Origin of the sequence: Kitasatospora sp. NPDC001547 (assembly GCF_042894165.1) — a bacterium.
Lineage (GTDB): Bacteria > Actinomycetota > Actinomycetes > Streptomycetales > Streptomycetaceae > Kitasatospora.
In genome coordinates this window covers 26,210-45,977 of the sequence record NZ_JBIAVL010000013.1, presented here as the reverse complement: position 1 = coordinate 45,977, position 19,768 = coordinate 26,210, and the positions used below count along the sequence as shown (strand labels likewise).

Here is a 19,768-nt window from a genome sequence, read left to right as displayed (position 1 = left end):
CCGATGGGCCGGGGCGCCCCTGCTGAGGAGGTTCGGGCGGGGTCAGGCGGTCGCGGCCGGCGCCGCCGCCCGCTCCTCGACCAGCCGGGCGACGGCCCGCAGGTCGGGCTGGCGCAGCACCAGGGGGGCGCGCAGCCGTACGCCGTACTCGTTCTCCAGGGCCTCCAGCAGTCTTGCCGCGGCGAGCGAGTTGCCGCCCGCGGCCAGGAAGTTGTCCTCCGGCCCGAGGTCGGCGCGGCCGATCAGCTCGCGGCAGAGCTTCAGCACGGTGCGCTCGACCGGGGTTGCGCCCTCGTCGTCGAGGGCCGCCTCGGCCGGCGCCGCCGCCGACGCCTCGGCCAGCAGGGCACGGCGGTCCACCTTGCCGTTGGCGTCCAGCGGGAAGCGCTCCACCAGCCGGACGGCGGAGGGCACGGCCTGCTCGGGCAGCCAGGGTCGGACGCTGTCGAGCAGCGCCGCGGGGTCGGCGCCGTCCTCGGCGTGGACGAAGGCGAGCAGCCGGGCGCCGCCGGTCGGCGCCTGCTCGGCGGCGACCACCGCCCGGTGCACCCGCGGGTCGCGTTCGAAGGCGGCCTCGACCTCGGCGGGTTCGATCCGCACGCCGCTGACCTTGACCTGGTCGTCCAGGCGGCCGTGGAACTCCAGCACGCCGTCGGGCCGCATGACCACCCGGTCGCCGGTGCGGTAGACCCGGTCGGTGCCGACCACGCCGGCGGGCGCGTCGACGAAGCGGCGGGCGGTCAGCTCGGCGTCGAGGTACCCGGCGGCCAGGCCGCGGCCGCCGATCCGCAGCTCGCCGGCCGTGCCGCGCGGCACCGGGCGGCCGTCCTCGTCGGTGACCAGGACGACCGCGCCGTCGATCGGCAGGCCGATCGGTGGGGCGCCGGTGCCGTGGTCGGCGCCGGGGGCCATGGCGTGCGTGGTGGTGGTGACGGTGGCCTCGGCGGGGCCGTAGGCGTTGTGGACGGTCGCGGTGACGTCGGGCCCGGGGGCGCGGCGCAGCCGGTCGCCGCCGACCACCAGGTGGCGCAGCGGCAGTCCGCCGGGCCAGGGCCGGCCGAGGACGGGCTCGGCCAGCGGGGTGGGCAGGATGGACACGGTGATGCCGGCCTCGCGCCACCAGTCGGTGAGCGCGCCGGTGTCCCAGCGGACCGCCTCGGGGGCCACGACCAGGGCCGCGCCGGAGGTGAGGCCTGCCCACAGCTCCTGCAGGTGCGGGTCGAAGGAGACGCCGATCAGCAGGCTGTGCCGCTCGCCGGGCCCGAGGCCGGTCAGCCCGCGGTACCACTGCAGCAGCGCGCCGAGTGCGGGCTCGGTGACGGCGACGGCCTTCGGGGTTCCGGTGGAGCCGGAGGTGAGCACCGCGTAGTGGGTGCCGGCCGGGACGCTCACCTGCTCGCCGGGGGTCAGGGCGGCGACCACGCCGGCGGCGGGCAGGTCCAGCGCCAGCCGCTCGCCGCCGGGCGGCAGCAGGGCCGGCTCGCCGACCAGGCAGACCGGGCGCAGCTGCTCGGCGACGGCGCGCAGCCGGTGCTCGCCGGGGCGCGGGCCGAGCGGCAGGTGGACGGCGCCGAGCTTGGCGGCGGCCAGGGTGACGGCGACCAGCGAGACCGAGTGGTCGAGGCAGACGCCGAGCAGGTCGCCCGGGCCGACCCTGCCGCGCAGGGATTCGGCCACGGTGTCGGCGAGGCGGTCGAGTTCGGCGTAGCTGTAGACGTGCTCGCCGTCGATCAGGGCGGGCGCGTCGGGGGTGCGGTGCACCCAGCCGGTGAACAGGTCGAGCACCGCGCCGTCCTGGTGCGGACGGCCGTAGCCGATGCTCGGGGACTTCGTGTCAAGGTGTTCCATCATCATCTCCAGGAAGGTGACGTACCGTCAGTTCAGGCCCATGGAACGGGCGATGATCACCTTCTGGACCTCGGAGGTCCCCTCGATGATCGTGGTCATCCGGACGTAGCGGTACAGGAACTCCAGCGGGTGCCCGCGCACCCAGCCGGTGGCCCCGTGCACCTGGAGCGAGCGGTCCACCGCGCGCACGGCGGTCTCGGAGGCGGTGAGCTTGGCGAGCGCCGCGTTCTCGGGCGACTCGGTGCCCTCGTCGACCAGCCGGGCGCAGGCGAGGGTGAGCAGCTTGGAGGCCTCGACCTCGGCCCGGGTGGCGACCAGGTGCTCCTGGACGTGCTGGTAGTCGCCGATCACCCGGCCGAAGGCGCGCCGGTCCTTGGCGTACTCGACGCCGATCCGCAGCGCGTGCTCGGCGATGCCGTTGCACATCGCGGCGACCACCAGGCGGCCGCGCGAGAGGCTGTCGATGGCGAGGGCGGTGGCCGCGCCGACGCCCTCCTCGCCGCCGATCACGGCCTCCGGGCCGACGGTGACCCCGTCCAGCAGCAGTTCGAACAGCGGCTCGCCGGACATGCCCTCGTAGCGCTGGCCGATCCGCAGGCCGGGCTGGTCCATCGGCAGTACGAAGGCGGTGGCACCGGCCGTGGGGCCGGCCCCGTCGCCGAGGTCGGTCGCGGTGACGACCAGGGCGATCCCGGCGTGCTCGGCGTTGCTGACGAAGGTCTTGCGGCCGTTCAGCACCCAGCCGTCGCCGCTGCGCACGGCGGTGGTGGTGAGGCGGAACGCGTCGGAGCCGGCGTGCGGCTCGGTGAGGGCGAGGCAGCGGGTCTGCTCGCCGCGCACCAGCGGGACGAGGTGGCGTTCGACCTGCTCGGGGGTGCCGTGCCGCAGCAGCGGGCTCGGCCCGTCGGAGCCGGCCAGCGCGTACGGGGCGAGCACGCAGCCGCTGCGCCCGGCGGCGTGGTGCAGCAGGACGACGGCGGTGAACGGCATGTCGGCGCCGCCGAGTTCCTCGGGGTAGTCGCCCGCGTAGAAGCCGAGGGCGGCCGAGCGCTTGCGGACGTAGGCCCGCAGGTCGGTCGGGACCTGGTCGGCGGTCTCGGGCAACTCGGCTGCCAGCGGGACGAGTTCGCGGCGCACGAAGGACTCGAAGGCCTCGACGAGTTCGCGGTGGCCGTCCTCCAGGACGGCGGAGGGGGCGGTCACTTGGAGGCTCCGGCGGTGAGGGCCTTGGCCTGGTCGGCCAGTACGGCGTGGCGGAACAGGGTGCGCAGCGGCGGGCGGCTGCCGAGGTGGGGCTCCAGGTAGGCGGCGAGCTGCGCGGCGAGCAGGGAGTGGCCGCCGACCTCGAAGAAGTGCGAGTCCGCGGAGAAGCGGTCGTGGCCGAGCACCTCGCGCCAGGCGGCGGCGATCAGCCGCTGGCCGGGGTCGGTGAACTCGCTCGGCGCGCTCTCCTCGGCCTCGGGGGCGTCCGCGGCCTCGGCGGCCAGTCGGGCGAGGGCGGCGCGGTCGGGCTTGCCGCCGGGCAGGGTCGGCATCGCGGCGACGGCCGTCCAGCTCGCCGGGACGAGTCCGCCGGGCAGCCGGCGGCCGAGCGCCTCGTGCAGGGCTGGCTGGTCGGGGCGTTCGGTGCCCTCCAGGAAGCCGATCAGCCGGGGGCCGGACTGCGGGTCGGTGTGCAGCAGCACCGCGCAGGAACGGCCGCCGAGTTCGGCGGAGGCGGCGGCCTCGATCTCCTCCAGCTCGATCCGGTGGCCGCGCAGCTTGACCTGGTTGTCGGCGCGGCCGAGGAAGCGCAGCCGCCCGTCCAGGTCCCGGTAGCCGCGGTCGCCGGTGCGGTAGACGCGGGCGCCGCCGAGTGCGGGGACGGTCGTGAAGCGGGCCGCGGTCGGCTCCGGCAGCCCCAGGTAGCCCTCGGCCAACAGCTCGCCGCCGACGGCGAGCTCGCCGACGCAGCCGGGGGCGAGCGGGCGCAGGGTGTCGTCCAGGACGTGGATCCGCACGCCGTCGAGTTCGGCGCCGAGCGGGATCTCGCCGTCCTCGGCGACGTCGGCGGCGGTGACCTCGTACACGGTGGACGTGACGGTGGCCTCGGTGACGCCGTAGGCGTTCAGCACGGTGGTGGCCTCGGTCAGGCCGGCCAGGGCCCGGGCGGGCAGCCGCTCGCCGCCGAGCACCAGCAGCCGGGGCGCCCAGCGGCCGTCGCCCAGCGCCTCGCGCAGGTCCTCGCGGACGGCGAGCAGGTAGCTGGTCGGCAGGTTGGCGACGGTGACGCCGCGGGCGGCGAGCACGGCCACCAGCTCGGGCCCGGTGGGCACCTCGCGCTGCGGCACGACGAGGGCCGCGCCGGCCGCGAGGGCGGGCAGCACCTCCTCCAGGGCCACGTCGAAGGACGGTCGGGCGAACAGCAGCACCCGGTCGGCGGAGGTGAGCCGGTAGCGGTCGACGATCGCGGCGACGTACCCGGCGAGGGCCTCGCGGCCGACCAGGACGGGCTTGGGCACGCCGGTGGAGCCGGAGGTGTGGATCACGTAGGCGGCGCCGTCCAGCACGGCGGCGGGCTCGGCCTTCGGGAAGGCGGGGCCGTCCAGCAGCGCCGGGGTGACGCCCTCGGCGGGCAGCGCCAGCGCGCTCTGCCGGGTGGCCAGCACGAGCGCCGGGCTCAGCCGCTCCAGCAGCAGCCCGAGCCGGGCGGCCGGGTCCTCGGTGGACAGCGGCGCGTACACGGCGCCGTACCGCAGGCAGGCGAGCAGGGCGACCACGCTGTCCGCGCCGCGCGGCAGCACGGTGGCCACCGGCTGGCCGGGGGCGACCCCGGCGGCGCGCAGCCGCTCGACCAGCTCGGTGACCCGGCGGTCGAGTTCGCCGTAGCTGATCCGCTCGGTGCCGGCCAGCAGGGCCATCGAGGTCGGGTCGTGGGCGGCGGCCGGGTCGAGCGCGGCCGGGGCGGCCGGGGTCACCGGGGTGGCCGGGGCGGCCTCGGGCACGGGGGCCAGCTCGGCGATCCCCGCCTGCGGGCGGTCCAGGTAGCAGCGCAGCAGCTCCAGCAGCCGCTCGGACAGCAGCACCGCCTCGGACTCGCGGAACAGGTCGGCGTCGTAGTCCCAGACCAGGGTCATCCCGGCGGCGCCGTGCTTCTCGCCGACCACCCGGCGGTCGTCGGGCAGCAGCACCAGGTCGAGGTCGAAGCGGGTGGTGCCGGTGTTGAAGCCCTCGTACAGCGAGACCTCCAGCCCGGGCGCCTGGACGTCGGGCAGCGCCGCGTCGTGCGCGCTGAACATCACGTTGAACAGCGGGTTGTCGGCGCCGGAGGTGTGCAGTCCGAGCCGGCGGGTCAGTTCCTGGACCGGCAGGTCCTGGTGCGGCAGCGCGCGCAGCAGGACGTCGGTGACCTCGTCCACGGCCTCGGTGCCGGACGCCGCCGGGTCGAGCCGCAGGCGCAGCGGGACGGTGTTGACGAACATGCCGACGGTGCCCTCGAAGCCCTCCGGGCGGTTGCCGACGGCGGTGCCGATCACCATCTCGCGGTGGCCGCTGTGCCGGCGCAGCAGTTCGGCGAGCAGGGCGAGCAGGGTGCTGAACGGGGTGTGGCCGTCGGCCTTGCTGCGCTCGCGCAGCCGCTCGGCCAGGTCGGCGCCGATCGACTGGCGCAGCTGGCCGCCGCGGTGGCGCCGTTCGACGCCCGGCCGGGCCAGCCCGGGCAGGGTGACCTCGCGCGGCGCGTCGGCCAGTTCCCTGGTCCAGAAGTCGAGTGCGCGGTCCCGCGGGAGGCCGGCGGCGGTGCGGGCGTGCTCCTCGTACGAGGGCGCGGCGGGCAGCTGGTACGGCTCGCCGAGGACGGTGGCGCGGTAGACGGTGAACAGGTCGCGCAGCAGGATCGCGAAGGAGTGGCCGTCGTGGACGAGGTGGTGCTCGACGTGGATCAGCCGGTGGTGGTCCTCGCCGAGCCGGACCAGGTGCCAGCGCAGCACCGGCGCCCGGCCGGTGTCCAGCGGTTCCTCGGCCTCGGCGGCGAGCAGCCGGCGGAAGGTGGCCTCCGGGTCCTGCTCGGCGGTGAAGTCGCTGTGGCGCAGCTCCGGTTCGCAGCCCTCGGCGACCCGCTGGCCGGGCAGTCCCTCCGCGCTGGGTACCAACTCCAGCCGCAGGCCGGGGTGGTGGGCCAGCACGGCGGCCAGGCCGGCGTGCAGCGCGTCCCGGTCGAGGGTGCCCCACAGGTCGAGGACTGCGGTGAAGTTGTAGGCGCGGCTACCCGGCAGCATCTGCTCGTGCAGCCAGACGATCTCCTGCGAGGGAGAGAGTGCGAACATCGTCGATTCCCTTGTGTGGTGGGCTTGTCGGCACTGCGGTGGCCGGATGCGGGCGTGGGGTCTTTCCGCACCGACCGGTGGACCGGGCCGGGCCGCGCCGGGGTGAGGAGCGGCCGGAGGCCCGGCGGTCCCGTCCGGGGCGTGTCGGACGCACGCGGACGGGCGGGCGGATCCGTCGTGCTGGATCCGCGGTTGGGCAGGGGAGTTCGGGGCCCGCGGGGTCGGACGCGGACGTGCGGGCGCGGGCGTACGGGGTGGACGGGGCCCTGGTGGCGGGGTGCGTCCGGGCGGGCGCGGCCGGGTGGCGGGGTGCGTCCGGGCGGGCGCGCTCAGGCCCCCGGCGCCGGGACCGGCCGGGTGTGCAGGTGGTGCCGCAGCCCGGCGAGCAGTTCCTCGAAGGCCGCGTGGGCGTCGGCCTCCGGGAAGCGGTCGCGGTCCCAGGCCAGCCGGACCAGCAGGTCGTCGCCGTGCGAGGCGGAGACGGCCAGCGGCGCGGCGAGCGGGCGTCCCTCCAGGTGGGTCTCCCGGCCGGGGGTGCCGCCGAGCACCAGCGGTGGACGGCGGTGCAGGTCCTCCAGGGTGAGCAGGGCGTCCAGGGCGCCCGACCACGGGGCCCCGGCGGTGCGGGCGGCGCGGACCACCTCGTCGAAGGGGGTGCCGGCCTGGTCCAGGTCGTCCCACCAGGCGTCCGCGAGGGCGTCCAGGTCCGTGGCCGGACCCGAAGTCGTGGGATGCACCAGGGTGTTGAGGAAGCAGCCGAGCGCGGCGGGCGCACCCGCCGGCCGGCCGCCCCACGGGTAGCCGAGCGCGAGCGGGTCGTCCGTCCGGTGCAGCCGGTGCAGGGCCGAGCCGACCGCGTCCAGCAGCGCCGGGAAGACGGCGCCGCGGGCGGCGCCCTCGGCGGCGGGCAGCCGCTCGGAGAGCATGCCGGTGGAGGTGGCCGTGCCGCCGCCCGCCCCGGTCAGGGCGCCCAGCCGCCGGCCCCAGTGGGCCTGGGCGGCGGGGCCGCCGGCGGCGTCCTCGGCGGCGAGCTGGAGCTCGACGGCCTGCCGGTAGTCGGCCAGCGCCTGGGGCGAGGGCCCGTCCGCGGGCGGCTCGTCCTGCTCGTACGCCGCGCCGAGTTCGGCGGCGAGGACGCCGAGCGACTGCTCGTCGCAGGCGGCGTGGTCCAGCGCGAGGGCGAGCAGTTCCTCGTCCCCGCCCGGGTCGGCGGCCACCAGCAGGCGCAGCGCGGGTCCGTCGGCGGGCCAGTCCAGCAGGGCCGCGCGCAGTGCCGCGCGGGCGGTGCCGCCGGGGGCGACGGCGATCCGGGCGGCCTCGGCGGAGGGGCCGCCGGTGCGCAGCACGGGTGTGCCGCGCACGGTCGCGAACCCGCCGCAGAGCGCCGGGTGGTGGGCGGCCACCGCGGCGGCGGCGCGGGCCAGCCGGTCCAGGTCGAGGGTGCCGCGCGGGTAGGCGAAGAACAGCGGGACGACGTCGGTGCGGCTCTGCGGCGCGATCCGGCGGGTGATCAGGAACCGGCGCTGGGCGCCGGTCAGCGGGAGCAGCTCCACCGGGGATTCGGCGGCGGCGGTGCGGTACCGGGCGAGGTAGGCGGCGGTGATGCTGGCGTGCACGGGAACGGGCTCCGGTTTCCGGTCGCGGCTCGGGTCGGGGATCGGTCGGGAGGATCGGTTCGGGGGTTTCAACGGTCGGTCGAGGGGTCGGTTCAGGGCGTGCTGGGGCTCACGGCGCCCGCCTCCTCGGCGGCGTCCGCGTCCGTGGCCGGCCCCGCGCCCTGCCCGGCCGTACGGTCGGCGCCCGGCAGCTCGCGCATCCGCCGCAGCGGCGAGAGCAGCAGCGGCAACGGCACCAGCAGGAAGCCGACCGCGCAGAGCCAGAGCGCGGTGCGCGGCCCGGCCCCGTCGGCGACCACGCCGCCGATCAGGGCGCCGATCGGCAGGGTGCCCCACACCAGGAAGCGCATGGTGGCGTTCATCCGGCCGAGCAGCTCCGGCGGGCAGACGCTCTGCCGGAAGCTCACCTGGGCGACGTTGTAGGCCACCGCACCGAACAGCACCACCCCGGAGGCCAGGCCGAACAGCACCACGCCCGCGCCGCCGCCGGACAGCGGCCACAGCAGCGCGAACGGCGCCGTCACCAGCGTGGACAGCCAGATCAGCCGGGCCTGCCCGACCCACCGGGCGAGCTGCCCGGCGCACAGAGCGCCGGCCAGACCGCCGATGGCGGAGACCGACAGCAGCACGCCGATGGCGCCCGGCGACAGGTCGAGCACCCGTACCCAGAACACCGTCTGGACGGCGGTCAGCACCGCGGAGAACAGGTTGGACGTGGCGGTGGCGGTGGCGATCGCCCGCAGCAGCGGGTGGCCGAGCACGAACCGCACGCCCTCCCCGACCTCGGAGCGCAGCGAGCGCCCCGGCTCGGGCTCCGGCCGCGGCTCGTCGACCTTGATCCGGGCGAGCAGCAGCGCGGAGGCGAGGTAGCCGCAGGCGTCGGCCACGATGGCGAGCGGCGCCCCGAGCAGCTGGACCAGCCCGCCGCCGAGGCCCGGCCCGGCGATCTGCGCCGAGGAGCGGACCGTCTCCAGTGCCCCGTTGCCGCCGACCAGTTGCTCGCGCGGCAGGACGGCGGGCAGGAAGGACTGGTGGGCGACGTCGAAGAACACCGTCGCCACCCCGGTGACCAGCCCCACCAGGTAGAGCTGCGGCATGGTCAGCACCCCGAAGGCCGCGGCCGGCGGGATCGACCCCACGGCCAGGCAGCGCACCACGTCGGCCCGGATCAGCACCGGCAGCTTGCGCATCCGGTCCAGCCAGGCGCCCGCCGGCAGGCCGACGAGCAGGAAGGCGGCGGTCTCGGCGGCGGTCAGCAGTCCGACCTCGAACGGCGTGGCGTCGAGCACCATCACCGCGACCAGGGGGAGGGCGACCAGGGTGACCTGACTGCCCGTCTGGGCCGCCGCTGCTCCGGTCAGCAGGAGCCGGAAGTCGCGGTGGCCGAGCAGACGGGCCTGGTGGGAGCTGGGCTTCTCGTTCATCGGTGCGACTCTCGGTCACCCATTCGACACGGGGCAAGCACCGGGTTCGTTTCCGGACGGACCGCAGGTCGGCCGAATCCCGCCACTCCCCCCGTCGACCTTTGCACGCTCCTTACGACCACCCGGGACGCGACCGCACCGTCCGCAACGCCCGTCGGCCAAGGCGGCACGGCCCGACGGACGCCCCGGCCACCTTCGGACCTGCCGGTCCATTTCCCTGTCCGCTATCCGGACACCGCCTTTCCAGCCACCGGACGGAGAGACTCAACTTGGCCGGATCCCATGGAGTAGAGAGCAGCTGTCACCTCATCGTGATATCGGCGTGACCCAAGCGAGCCGTAGAAGGGGATCACCAGGCCGATACCGGCTGCCCCGGGGCGCACCCGGCCGCTCACGGACCGGCGCGGTCCGCCGCCCCGTGCACCGTGAGCCGAGCCGTGGGGCCGTGGGGAGTGGACCGGGACCGGGACCGTTCAGCCGTCCGCCTCCGCCTCCGCCCCCGCCGACGCCCGGCGGGTGATCGCCAGCACCGCCATGTCGTCGTCCCGGGGTCCGCCGGTCCACCGCTCGACGTCCGCCACCAGCGCGTCCAGCACCTCCCCCGGCCCGGCGAACGGCCCCAGCGGGGCCAGGCCCAGCACCGGGTCGTAGAACTCCCCCGCCGCGTCCCGGGCCTCGGTGACCCCGTCCGTCACCAGCAGCAGCGTGCACCCGGCCGGGAACGGCCGGCACTCCGGCGCCGGACGCGCCACGCCCAGTCCGCCCATCCCCAGCGGCAGCCCCGGGTCCGCCGCGTCCAGCCGGCGCACCCCGGGTGCGGCCCCGTCCCCCGGATACGGACCCAGCAGGTACGGGCCGGGGTGCCCGCAATCGAGCGTGCGCACGCTCTCCTCCCCCGGCGGGAACTCCACCAGCAGCGCGGTGATGAACCCCTCCAGCCGCAGTTCCTCGCTCATCCGCTCGCTCTCCCGCAGCAGCGAGTCCTCCAGCGCGTCCGCGAGCGCGGCGAGGTCCGGCAGCCGGTGGGAGTCCTCCCGGAAGGCGCCCAGCAGCACCGAGACCGCCCCCACCGCGTGCAGCCCCTTGCCCCGCACGTCGGCGATCAGCCCGCGCACGCCGTACGGGGTGACCTGCAGCGCGTACGCGTCGCCGCCGATCAGCGCCTCGTCCTGGGCGGCCCGGTAGCAGGCCGCGACCGACAGCCGCCCGACCCGTGGGGGCGGCTCCGGGAGCACCGCCCGCTGCGCCGCCTCGGCCACCGACCGCACCCGCGCCAGCCGCCGCCCGTGGCGGGCCACCACCCGGTTCACCCCGATCCCGAGCAGTGCGGCGAACACCGTGTTGCCCAGTTCCAGATAGCCGGCGCCGGTCCCGATCGACGCGTCCTGGGTGGACAGCACCACGATGCCGAGCACATTGGCCACTCCGACCGCGATGGTGTCCCGCAGCGTCAGCAGCGCCCCCGCCAGCACGACGGCGGCCGCCAGCATCGGATCGCCCCAGTAGTCGGTCGGATCCAGCGCGTTCCACACCAGCCCGCCGACGGTCAGCAACCACGGCGCGACCCGCACGTACGGCGGCCACTGCACGGACCTCGGGGCCATTCGGCGACCTGGCTTCCGTCTCACGACCATCCGGAAGGGCTTCCTCCGATCGTAGTCACGGGCTCCCGGCCCCCGCATGACGGCCGCCCGGGCCACGGCCCACGGCCTACGGCTCGCGAGCTGCCGTGCGGCCGCCCTGGTGGCCCACCTGCGGCAGGCCTACCCGGAGCCGGCGCCCGCTCAGGCCCCGGCCGGCACCGCCGCGCCGTCGGCGATGTGCAGCAGCGCGGCCGCGCCGTCCAGCACCTCCCGGTCGAGCGGGAAGTAGCCCTGCCGAGGGACGGTGTCGGTCCGGGTCCGGGCGTCGCCCGGCAGCGCGGAGCCCGTCAGCTCCCAGGCCGCGCCGCTTCCCTGCAGGTGGGCCTCGTACGTCCCGGGCGCCGGTTCGGCCAGTCCGAGCGCCTCGCTGCGCCCCAGACTCCCGGCGACGAAGGCGTACCGCTCGCCCAGCAGCGTGCCCAGGATGTGGCCCGCGCCCGTCCAGCGGCAGTCCAGCTCGCCCATCGCCCAGGCGCTGGGGTTCCGTTGCAGGTGCCGGTTGTGGGTGAAGACCAGGGTCGGTCCGCGCCGGGCTTCGATCCCGCGGATGTCGAGGAGGTTCCGCGCCATCAGCGCGTCCCGCACGCCGAGCAGGGCGCTGAGCCGGGCGCTCTGGGTTCGGCCCCGGACCGCCGCCTGCGCGTGGTAGCGCAGCAGGCCGATCCCGGCGGCCAGCCGGGCACGGGCCGCGAACCACTCGGCGGACGAGGTGGCGGCGATCAGTTCCGGTGCCCGCATGTGGAGTTGGAGCAGGAGGTCGTCGGCGAGGCAGCGCAGGCGCGCCGCGTCGGCGGAGTCGCCCGGGGAGCCGGCCGGATCCGTCACCGCCTCCGTGCGGCTCCAGCGCTCGTCCTCGCCCGCCACACCGGCGACGTCGAGGTCGAGCCCCAGGTAGTCGCGGGCGTGTTCCAGGTAGCGGCGCGGGCTGGGGGTGCTGGTGTTCTCGGTCGGGATGTCGAAGCCGTGGAAGGCCAGCCGCTCGCCGGGCGGCCGCTCCTCGTTGAACTCCCGCATCCAGGCGACGAGTCGGCGGTTGGGTTCGAGTTCCCCGAAGCCGTGGGTGAAGCCCTCCCCCATGGCCGAGCCGAGGGTGCCGACACCCTCCCGGACGTAGGCGTCCACGGCGAACGCGGCCACCCGGTCGGTCTCCAGTGCGATCGACCGGAAGCCCCGGTCGGCCAGCCGGGCGAACAGCTCGTTGCGGATCCGCCCGAACGCCGGTTCCTGGTGCGTCGGCTCGCCGAGGCCCAGCAGCTCGCACGCCGGGGTGACGAAGTCATGCATGTCCTGGTTCATGAACCTCAAGCGTATCCTTGAAAGGACGGTTGAGACTTTTTCCTCCACAACCGCTCAGCCGCAGTTCAAAGCCTCAAACGGGCCTGAACGACCGGCCGGCCCCGAACGCCCACCCGGCCCGGAACGGGAGACGACCATGCGCCCCGCCGACCTCGCGCGCGAGCACGGCATCTCGACCCAGGCGATCCGCAACTACGAACGCGACGGCTTCCTCCCGCCCGCCGAACGCACGCCCACCGGGTACCGGATCTACACCGAGCAGCACGCGGCCGCCCTGCGCGCCCACCTCGCCCTCGTTCCGGCGTACGGGCACGCCACCGCCGGCGCGGTCATGACCGCCGTGCACGCCGACCGGCTCGGCGACGCCCTCACCGAACTCGACCGGGGCCACGCCCAGTTGCTGCGCGACCGGGAGACCCTCACCGCCGTCCGCGCGGCCGTCGGCCACCTGACCGACGGCGCCGCGCCCCGCACCGGCCTCCCCGCACTGCCCGGCCCCCGCTCCGTCGGCGAGGTCGCACACCGGCTCGGCGTCACCCCCGCGACCCTGCGGGCCTGGGAGGCCGCCGGCATCCTCGTCCCCGGCCGGGAGCGCGCCACCGGCCACCGCCGCTACCTTCCGGCGGACGTCCGCGACGCCGAACTCGCCCACCTGCTCCGCCGGGGCGGCTACCGGCTGGAGCACATCGCCACCGTGCTGCGGCAGATCCGCACGGCGGGCGGCACCGGCGAGCTGGCCGCCGCCCTGGACGGCTGGCAGCAGCGCCTCACCGCCCGGGGCCTGGCGATGCTCACCGCCTCGGCCCGCCTGGACGACTACCTGAGGCTGCACCCCGAATCAGCCCGACGGGCTTGACCTCATGTCCACTTGAGGTTCCAGGATGATCCACATGAACACCGAAGCCGCAACCAGCCACTCCGCCCGCACCGAGCCCACGGACACCTCGGACACTTCCGTCATCTCGGCCCCCTCGGCCGTCTCGGACACCTCTGCCATCGAGCGGGTGGTGGCCGCCGTCGAGCGCGCCCAGCGCGCCAAGGATCCGGACGCGTTCCTCGCCCTCTTCCACCCCGAGGCGATCTGGACCACCGCGCACGGCAAGGTCCTCCTCGGCCTGGATGCGATCGCCGAGTTCACCCGCGCCGTCCTGCCCGCCGCGACCTGGGACGGCGAGGTCACCTACGAGCCGGTGCACATCCAGTTCCTCCGCCCCGACGTGGCCGCCGTCAAGGTCCGCCAGGTCTACCGTTCGGCGGGGAGCGACGGTGAGGGCGGCTCGGAGGGTGCCCCGCTGTACGTCATGACCAAGCAGGACGACGGACGGTGGCTGCTGCACGCGTGCCAGAACACCGGCGTGCTCGCCGACTAGGCTCGCCGCAACGGACCTGGTCGGCCCTGAGCCGCCGCCGAGCCCGAAACAGGACAGGCGGTTTGTCAGTACAAAACCGAACGTTCTGTTTGCTTCTTTCGGGAAGCGATCCCCCCTGGTGAGCGGGGCGCCCGGCCGACCCGGACCACTCCGGGCCCAGGCCGGGCCGGCCCGCTCACCTCCCCGGACTCCCGGGCCTCCCCGACCGCCCCGTCCGCGCCGGCCTCCGCCACCGCCGCCACCTCCGCCGCCGCTTGGGCGACCCGGGCCGCCGCCAGCTCCGCGGCCACCCGGGCGCCCCGGTCCACCGCCAGGTCGAGCGTGGCCAGCACCCCGGGCACCGCGATACTGGGCATCACGTGCTGGTACAGCGCGGCGACCCGGCGCTCCAGGTCCGTCCGGCCGGACATCTTCTGGGACTGGATCTGCACCCCCGTCCACGCCCCGGTCACCAGCCACGCCGTCTCGGCGGGCACCACCTGGGGCAGCAGTTCGCCGCGCCGGCCGGCCGTCTCCAGCACGCTCTCGGCCCGCTGGATCCAGCCCGGCGCCGCGCCACCGCTGAAGTCGCCGAACACGTCCTGACCGAGGGAGAGCCGCGCCCCCGCGCTCAACACCCGGTCGTGCGGCATGAGGTGGGCGACCACCATCCCGAGGTCCACGAACTCCTGGAGCTTGCAGTGCCGTTCGGGGATCTCGTCCCGACCGAACTGCTCCTCGACGACCCCCTGGGCGAGCTCCCGCTTGGAGGCGAAGTGGAAGTACACCGCGCCACGGGTCACCCCGGCGCGGGCCACCACCTCACCGATCGTCGCCCCCACGTACCCGTACTCGTCGAAGACCGACGCCGCCGCCTCCAGGATCAGCCGACGCGTCCGGACCGCCCGTTCCTGTCGCACCACCGCAACCACCCCACCCGAAACGCTCGGCAAACAAAACCAAACACCCTGTATCTTACCCGCCGTCATCAGAGCGACCCCCGAGCCCGAGGCCCTATAGGGCCGTCCTCGAGCGGGCCGAAACCGCGCGGACCGCATCCGGCCCGCCGGAGATTCCACCGCCGGGCCCCGCAGCCGGAGCACCGCCTCCCACTTCCAGCCGGAAGGACAACGAACGGCCATTCGGAGATAATGAACCTGTCAATCACTGCCGTCGACATTCCCGCAGGTCAACGAGGCCCTCCCGAAGGAGTCAACCTCCACCAGCGATCAACAACCACCCACCGTGCCCGCCCGACCACGCTCGGCCGCCGACGAACGTTTGCTCTGGCTCCTTGAAAACCAAACCGGCAGGTACGTATCTTACGAGCCCTGAGCAGCCCATCCCGCCCGTCACGGCCCTTCGGAGCGCTCCCTATGACTCTGCTTGCCTCCCGCACGCCCGCCTCCACCCTCGTCACCGGCACGGACTCCGGGACGATCCCCGGCCCCGCCGCGGCAGCGGTCCCGGCGCCTCGTCTGACCAGCACCGTCGCCAAGGAGTACGTCCACCGGGCCTGCCATGCCGAGGTCTTCCTCACCGGCAGCGAACGGTTGACCGACACCGCCTTCGCCGTCACCGCGCAGTGGCCGCGGGCGCACACCTTCTTCAGCACCCCGGACGGCACCCACCACGACCCGCTCCAAGCTGCTGAAACGATCCGTCAAGCCGGGCTCTACCTCGCCCACACCCGGTTCGGCGTACCGCTCGACCACAAGTTCATGATGTGGAACCTCGACTACACCACCCGGCCCGGCTTGCTGGTGATCGGTGCGGCGCCGACCGACCTCACCCTGGAGGTCCGGATAGCCGCCCAGCCCCGCCGCTCCGGCACCACCGTCGACTTCACCCTGGACACCGTGGTCCGACGGGGTTCGCAGCCCGCCGCCACCGGATACGCCCGCTTCACCACCGTCCCGGACCCCACCTACCAGCGGCTGCGCCGGGGACGCCACGACGCCGAACTCCCCTCGGCGCCGGTCGTGCCCGCCGAGCCGCTCCCGCCGGCCCGGGTCGGCCGGCTCCGCCCTTGCGACGTCGTGCTGACCCCGGCGGGAACCGCCGGCAGCTGGCACCTCACGCCCGACTTCCGGCACCCGATCCTCTTCGACCACGCCAACGACCACATCCCCGGCATGGTGCTGATGGAAGCGGCCCGCCAGGCGGCCAACGCGCTGAGCAGCCCGGTCACCGTCACCCCGACCGCCGCGGCCACCACCTTCCACCGGTACGCCGAGCACGACACACCCACCACCATCACCGCCCGGCACACCCCCGGCCAGGACCCGCACGCCCTCACCACCACCGTGACCGGCCACCAGCACGGCGAACCGGTCTTCACCACCGTGCTCACCGGCCACCCGGACCACCACTGACCACTGACCGGACGCCCCGCGCCACACCCCGAACGGCCCGCCCGCCCTCCCCGGCCCGGCGGGCCGTCCCCGTCCCGGGCGGGCACCGAGCCTTCGGCGAAGAGGTCTCTGTACCGGAGCCCGCACCACCCGCGAGGTCGTCTCCTCGTGCCGCTCCTGCAGCCGGCGCCGGCCGGCGGAAGCTCAGCGCCGCCACTCATGGACGTCCCATGAGGATTCGAGGACCTCGCTCGGCCACTCCTGCCGTACCTGCCCAGGCAGCCTCCGCTGTTCGTCGATCCAGCCCTCTTCGAGGCACACCGGGATGAACACGGAGACGCACGAACCGCCCAGGTCCTCCACGCGGACAGCGACCGTCCTGTGCTCCTCGTTGTACGGCTGGATCCTGATCTCGGGGCTGTGGTCGTCGTCCACGAGGCTGATCGGTTCCACCGTGCACCTCTTGCTCGCCCGCCCCCGCCTTCAGGGCTCATGGGGCTGAACCAGATCTCCAGGCACGACCAGGTGGCCCGACGTCACCCTGTCAGGTTCCCTCAGGCCCTTCCGGTCGGCTGAGCGAGCGGTCGGGCAGGGTGAGGAGGAGGAGCAGGGCCGCGCTGCCGAGCATGAACAGGGCGAGGTGGTGCAGGCCGCCGGTGGTGGCGCCGTGCGGGAAGAAGGCGGCGTTCGCGGCTGAGGCCGCCATGGCGCCGAGGTACATGAAGGTGCGTAGCAGCCCGGCTGCCGAGGCGATGGTGGTCGGGTCCGCCTGGTGGTAGAGGGCGGTCTGGGTGCCGAGGCCGATCAGCCCCTGTGAGATGCCCGCCAGCACGCCGACGCCGATCAGCAGGGTGCCCGGGCTGCTCGCGTGGACCAGCAGCAGGACGGCGCAGGCCGCGATCTGGCAGGCGGAGCCGACCAGCAGCTTGCCGCGCACGGCCGGGCGGCGGCCGGTGGTTGCGGCGACCGTGAGCGCGGTCAGCGAGAGCGGCAGCAGCACCAGCCCGGCGGTGGCGGCGGACAGGCCGCGCCCCTCCTCCAGCCACTGGGTGTAGCCGTAGAGGAAGGCGTAGACGCCGGTGTAACCGAGGACCTGGCGCAGGTAGGTGGCGATCAGCGGGCGGTTGCCGGCGAGCGATCGCAGGTCGATGAAGGGGGTACGGGCCCGCCGCTCCCGGACGGCGAAGCCGACGGCCGCCAGGACGGCGAGCACCGGCAGGTACCAGCGCGCCGGGTCCGGCTTCATCAGGAACAGCATGAGGGCGAGCAGGAGGACCGTGAACAGCGCGATCCCGGCGTGGTCGAGACGCTCGGTGCGCTCGGTGCGACCGGGGCGGTCAGGGCCGTCGCTGCGGTCGGGGCGGCGCTCGGCGGCGGGCAGCCGGGCCGCGCCGAGCGCCAGGCAGGCCAGTGACAGCGGGACGTTGACGGCGAAGACCGTCCGCCAGCCGCCCGCGCCGATCAGCAGACCGCCGAGGGTGGGGCCGACCACGGCGACGGTCTGGTTGGCGACCGCCAGCACCGTCAGCACCCCGGTGGGGCTGGACTCTCCGGTCCGCTCCGCCTCGCTGCGGGTGAGGTGCATCGCGGCCGGGTAGGCCGCGGAGGTGCCCAGCCCGAGCAGTACCCGGGCGGCGATCAGCAGCCCGAGCGAGGGGGCGAGCGCGCCGAGCAGTCCGGCGAGGCCGACCAGGGCCGTCCCGGCGAGGTAGAGCCGGCGCGGGCCGTGGGTGTCCACCAGCCGCCCGATCACGGGCTGGCCGACGGCGGTGGCCAGGTAGAGCGCGGTCACCAGCCAGGCGGTCTCGGCGGGCGGCGCGCCGAAGGCGGCGCCCACCGGCACCAGGGCCACCGCGATCATCGACGAGTTGATCGGGTTGAGCACCGAGCCGAGCACCATCGGTGCGATCAGCCGACGGTTGAACCCGCTGCCCGGAGCGGGCTGCCGACGGCGCGCCGCGAGGCGGGCCGTCCGGCCGACCGGGCCGCTCATCACCGGTTCAGCCGGTCGATCAGGGCCAACGCCTCCAGCACGGTGGCGCGCTCGGCCTCGGTGTAGTGCTCCGCCATGGCCCGGGTGAGCCACTCCTGGCGGGCCTGGCGGTCGTCCGCGACGTGGGCCAGGCCGGCCTCGGTGAGGCTGACCACCTGTCGGCGGCCGTCCGCGGGGTCGGGACGGCGGCCGACCAGCCCGTGCTGTTCCAGCGCGGCGAGGGTGGCGGCCATCGACTGCGGGCGGACCCGTTCGGCGGCGGCCAGCGCGCTGGCGGACGCCGGGCCGTCGCTGATCAGCCGACTGAGCACGGCGGTCTGGGACGGGGTCAGGTCGCTGGTGCCGCTCGCCTCCCGAAGGGTGCGGCGCAGCCGGCTGAAGACGGCGCGCAGCTCCCGGGCGGCCGGCGCCGCAGTGTCGGGCGCCACGGGCGCTACGAGCGCCACGGCTTCGGACTCGGCCGGGGCTGTACGGGCCGCGGCGGCGGCACGGGCGGTTGGCTTCTCGGTCACGACCTCACGGTAATTTCTTCAGTCTGAACTGTCCAGTCTGGACTGAAGACTTTCCGTGGCGGCGGATCGGGCCCGGATAATGACGGCATGATCGACAAGCAGCTTCGCGTCGTCCTCGCCGAGGACTCGGTGATCCTCCGGGACGGCATGGTCGAGCTCCTCACCGCCCGTGGTTGCGCGGTGGTCGCCACCGCCGGGACGGCGCCCGAGCTGATCGCCGCCGTCGCCGAACACCGGCCCGACGTGGCCGTGGTGGACATCCGGATGCCGCCCACCCACACCGACGAGGGCATCCGGGCGGCGGTGGAGATCCGGGCCGCCCGGCCCGAGGTCGGCATCCTGGTCTTCTCCCAGCACGTCGAGACGGCCTGGGCGGCCCGGCTGCTGGCCGACGGCGCCGCCGGCATCGGCTACCTGCTCAAGGAACGGGTGGCCCGTACCTCCGAGTTCGTGGACGCCCTGCACCGGGTCGCCGCGGGCGGTACGGCCCTGGATCCGGAGATCGTCAACGGCCTGATGCACGGCGGGCGGCGCAGCCGGGTGGACGCACTCACCCCGCGCGAGCGGGAGGTGCTGGAGCTGATGGCGCAGGGGCACTCCAACCGCTCGATCGCCGCCCGGCTGGTGGTCTCGGAGCGGGCGGTGGAGAAGCACGTGGCCGCCGTGTTCGGCAAGTTCGACCTGCCCGCGACGGACGCCGACAACCGCCGGGTCAAGGCGGTGCTCGCCTACCTCGCGGAGAGCGGCACCTCCTGAGACGACACCTCCTGGGGCCGCAGCTCCTGAGCCGACACCTCGTGGGACCGCAGCTCCTGCGCCGCCCGAATCCTGCGGCGGGCGGCCCGTGGCGCCCCGGTCGTGACCTCCCGTCAGAGCCGCCCGGGCAGCTCGGCACTGATCACCGTCGGCCCGCCGGGCGGGCTGTCCACCCGTAGCGTCCCGTCCACCGCCGCGAGCCGCTCGGCGAGGCCGGACAGCCCGGTGCCCGCGCCGATCACGGCGCCGCCGCGCCCGTCGTCTCGCACGGTCAGCCGGACCCTCCCGTCGGCCGCGCTCACGCTCAGCTCCACCGACCGCGCGCCGCTGTGCTTGGCCACATTGGTCAGCAGCTCGGCCACACAGAAGTAGACGGCCCGCTCGATCACCTCCTCCGGACGCTCCCGCAGGTCCAGCCGGACGTCCACCGGCACCGGTGACGTGACGCTCAGCCCCGGCAGCGCCTCGGCCAACCCGCCGTCCAGCGCCACCGGGTGGATGCCCCGGGTCAGCCGGCGCAGACCGGTGATGGTGTCGTCGGTCTGCCCGCGGGCCCGGTCGACCAGGGTGCGCAGCCGCCCGAGGTCCGGCCCGCCCGAACCGACCGGCCCGCCCGGGCGGGCCGGTCGGTTCGGGCGGGCCGCGCCCCCCGCCGCGGGGAGGCGGACCGCCC

The 19,768-nt window shown here is 75.1% G+C and carries 16 protein-coding genes; 4 read left to right on the top strand and 12 right to left on the bottom strand.

All coding sequences use genetic code 11. The features are described 5' to 3' along the window. Window positions 1-42: 42 nt before the first annotated feature. The 7 genes from ACFY0X_RS23275 to ACFY0X_RS23245 all read right to left on the bottom strand — a co-directional run bounded on the left by ACFY0X_RS23275 (window position 43) and on the right by ACFY0X_RS23245 (window position 12,131). A complete protein-coding gene (locus ACFY0X_RS23275; protein WP_387757144.1) occupies window positions 43-1,848 on the bottom strand; it encodes an AMP-binding protein in 1,806 nt (601 codons plus the stop codon). A gap of 27 nt (window positions 1,849-1,875) precedes the next feature. After that, entirely contained in the window at window positions 1,876-3,051 is a 1,176-nt protein-coding gene (locus ACFY0X_RS23270) for an acyl-CoA dehydrogenase family protein (protein WP_387757142.1), read from the bottom strand. Beyond that, window positions 3,048-6,152, bottom strand: coding sequence for an amino acid adenylation domain-containing protein (locus ACFY0X_RS23265; RefSeq protein WP_387757141.1), 3,105 nt, complete (start codon window positions 6,150-6,152; stop codon window positions 3,048-3,050). Before ACFY0X_RS23265 ends, ACFY0X_RS23270 begins: the two co-directional genes overlap by 4 nt. A gap of 329 nt (window positions 6,153-6,481) precedes the next feature. Further along, complete coding sequence (locus ACFY0X_RS23260; RefSeq protein WP_387757139.1) at window positions 6,482-7,768, bottom strand: non-ribosomal peptide synthetase; 1,287 nt, start codon at window positions 7,766-7,768, stop codon at window positions 6,482-6,484. A 92-nt stretch (window positions 7,769-7,860) separates the two neighbouring features. Then, a complete protein-coding gene (locus ACFY0X_RS23255) occupies window positions 7,861-9,192 on the bottom strand; it encodes an MFS transporter (protein ID WP_387757137.1) in 1,332 nt (443 codons plus the stop codon). Between the two features lie 473 nt (window positions 9,193-9,665). Then, a complete protein-coding gene (locus ACFY0X_RS23250; RefSeq protein ID WP_387757135.1) occupies window positions 9,666-10,796 on the bottom strand; it encodes a PP2C family protein-serine/threonine phosphatase in 1,131 nt (376 codons plus the stop codon). Between the two features lie 180 nt (window positions 10,797-10,976). Continuing rightward, on the bottom strand, window positions 10,977-12,131 hold the full coding sequence (locus ACFY0X_RS23245; RefSeq protein WP_387757133.1) for an erythromycin esterase family protein: 1,155 nt from the start codon (window positions 12,129-12,131) through the stop codon (window positions 10,977-10,979). 136 nt (window positions 12,132-12,267) lie between these two features. Here ACFY0X_RS23245 and ACFY0X_RS23240 point away from each other — a divergent pair, with 136 nt between their 5' ends. Both ACFY0X_RS23240 and ACFY0X_RS23235 read left to right on the top strand, forming a co-directional pair. Continuing rightward, entirely contained in the window at window positions 12,268-12,987 is a 720-nt protein-coding gene (locus ACFY0X_RS23240) for a TioE family transcriptional regulator (protein ID WP_387757131.1), read from the top strand. Between the two features lie 25 nt (window positions 12,988-13,012). Continuing rightward, window positions 13,013-13,501, top strand: a complete 489-nt coding sequence (locus ACFY0X_RS23235; RefSeq protein ID WP_387757129.1) for an SgcJ/EcaC family oxidoreductase — start codon at window positions 13,013-13,015, stop codon at window positions 13,499-13,501. Between the two features lie 65 nt (window positions 13,502-13,566). On the opposite strand, the gene ACFY0X_RS23230 is transcribed toward ACFY0X_RS23235, so the two are convergent. Continuing rightward, on the bottom strand, window positions 13,567-14,403 hold the full coding sequence (locus ACFY0X_RS23230; protein WP_387757127.1) for a ScbR family autoregulator-binding transcription factor: 837 nt from the start codon (window positions 14,401-14,403) through the stop codon (window positions 13,567-13,569). A 453-nt stretch (window positions 14,404-14,856) separates the two neighbouring features. Here ACFY0X_RS23230 and ACFY0X_RS23225 point away from each other — a divergent pair, with 453 nt between their 5' ends. Beyond that, the gene (locus tag ACFY0X_RS23225; RefSeq protein WP_387757125.1) at window positions 14,857-15,855 is read left to right on the top strand and encodes a ScbA/BarX family gamma-butyrolactone biosynthesis protein; all 999 of its coding nucleotides are present in this window, start codon (window positions 14,857-14,859) and stop codon (window positions 15,853-15,855) included. 183 nt (window positions 15,856-16,038) lie between these two features. Here ACFY0X_RS23225 and ACFY0X_RS23220 read toward each other — a convergent pair whose 3' ends face one another. The 3 genes from ACFY0X_RS23220 to ACFY0X_RS23210 all read right to left on the bottom strand — a co-directional run bounded on the left by ACFY0X_RS23220 (window position 16,039) and on the right by ACFY0X_RS23210 (window position 18,273). Next, window positions 16,039-16,287: a DUF5959 family protein gene (locus tag ACFY0X_RS23220; RefSeq protein WP_387757123.1), complete on the bottom strand. Its 249-nt coding sequence runs from the start codon at window positions 16,285-16,287 to the stop codon at window positions 16,039-16,041. Between the two features lie 91 nt (window positions 16,288-16,378). Further along, window positions 16,379-17,827: an MFS transporter gene (locus ACFY0X_RS23215; protein ID WP_387757121.1), complete on the bottom strand. Its 1,449-nt coding sequence runs from the start codon at window positions 17,825-17,827 to the stop codon at window positions 16,379-16,381. Continuing rightward, entirely contained in the window at window positions 17,827-18,273 is a 447-nt protein-coding gene (locus tag ACFY0X_RS23210) for a MarR family winged helix-turn-helix transcriptional regulator (protein ID WP_387757450.1), read from the bottom strand. Before ACFY0X_RS23210 ends, ACFY0X_RS23215 begins: the two co-directional genes overlap by 1 nt. A 153-nt stretch (window positions 18,274-18,426) precedes the next feature. On the opposite strand from ACFY0X_RS23210, the gene ACFY0X_RS23205 reads away from it, so the two are divergent. Next, a complete protein-coding gene (locus ACFY0X_RS23205; RefSeq protein WP_387757119.1) occupies window positions 18,427-19,095 on the top strand; it encodes a response regulator in 669 nt (222 codons plus the stop codon). A gap of 113 nt (window positions 19,096-19,208) precedes the next feature. On the opposite strand, the gene ACFY0X_RS23200 is transcribed toward ACFY0X_RS23205, so the two are convergent. Beyond that, on the bottom strand, window positions 19,209-19,768 hold a 560-nt coding region (locus ACFY0X_RS23200), incomplete at its 5' end, for a sensor histidine kinase (protein WP_387757117.1).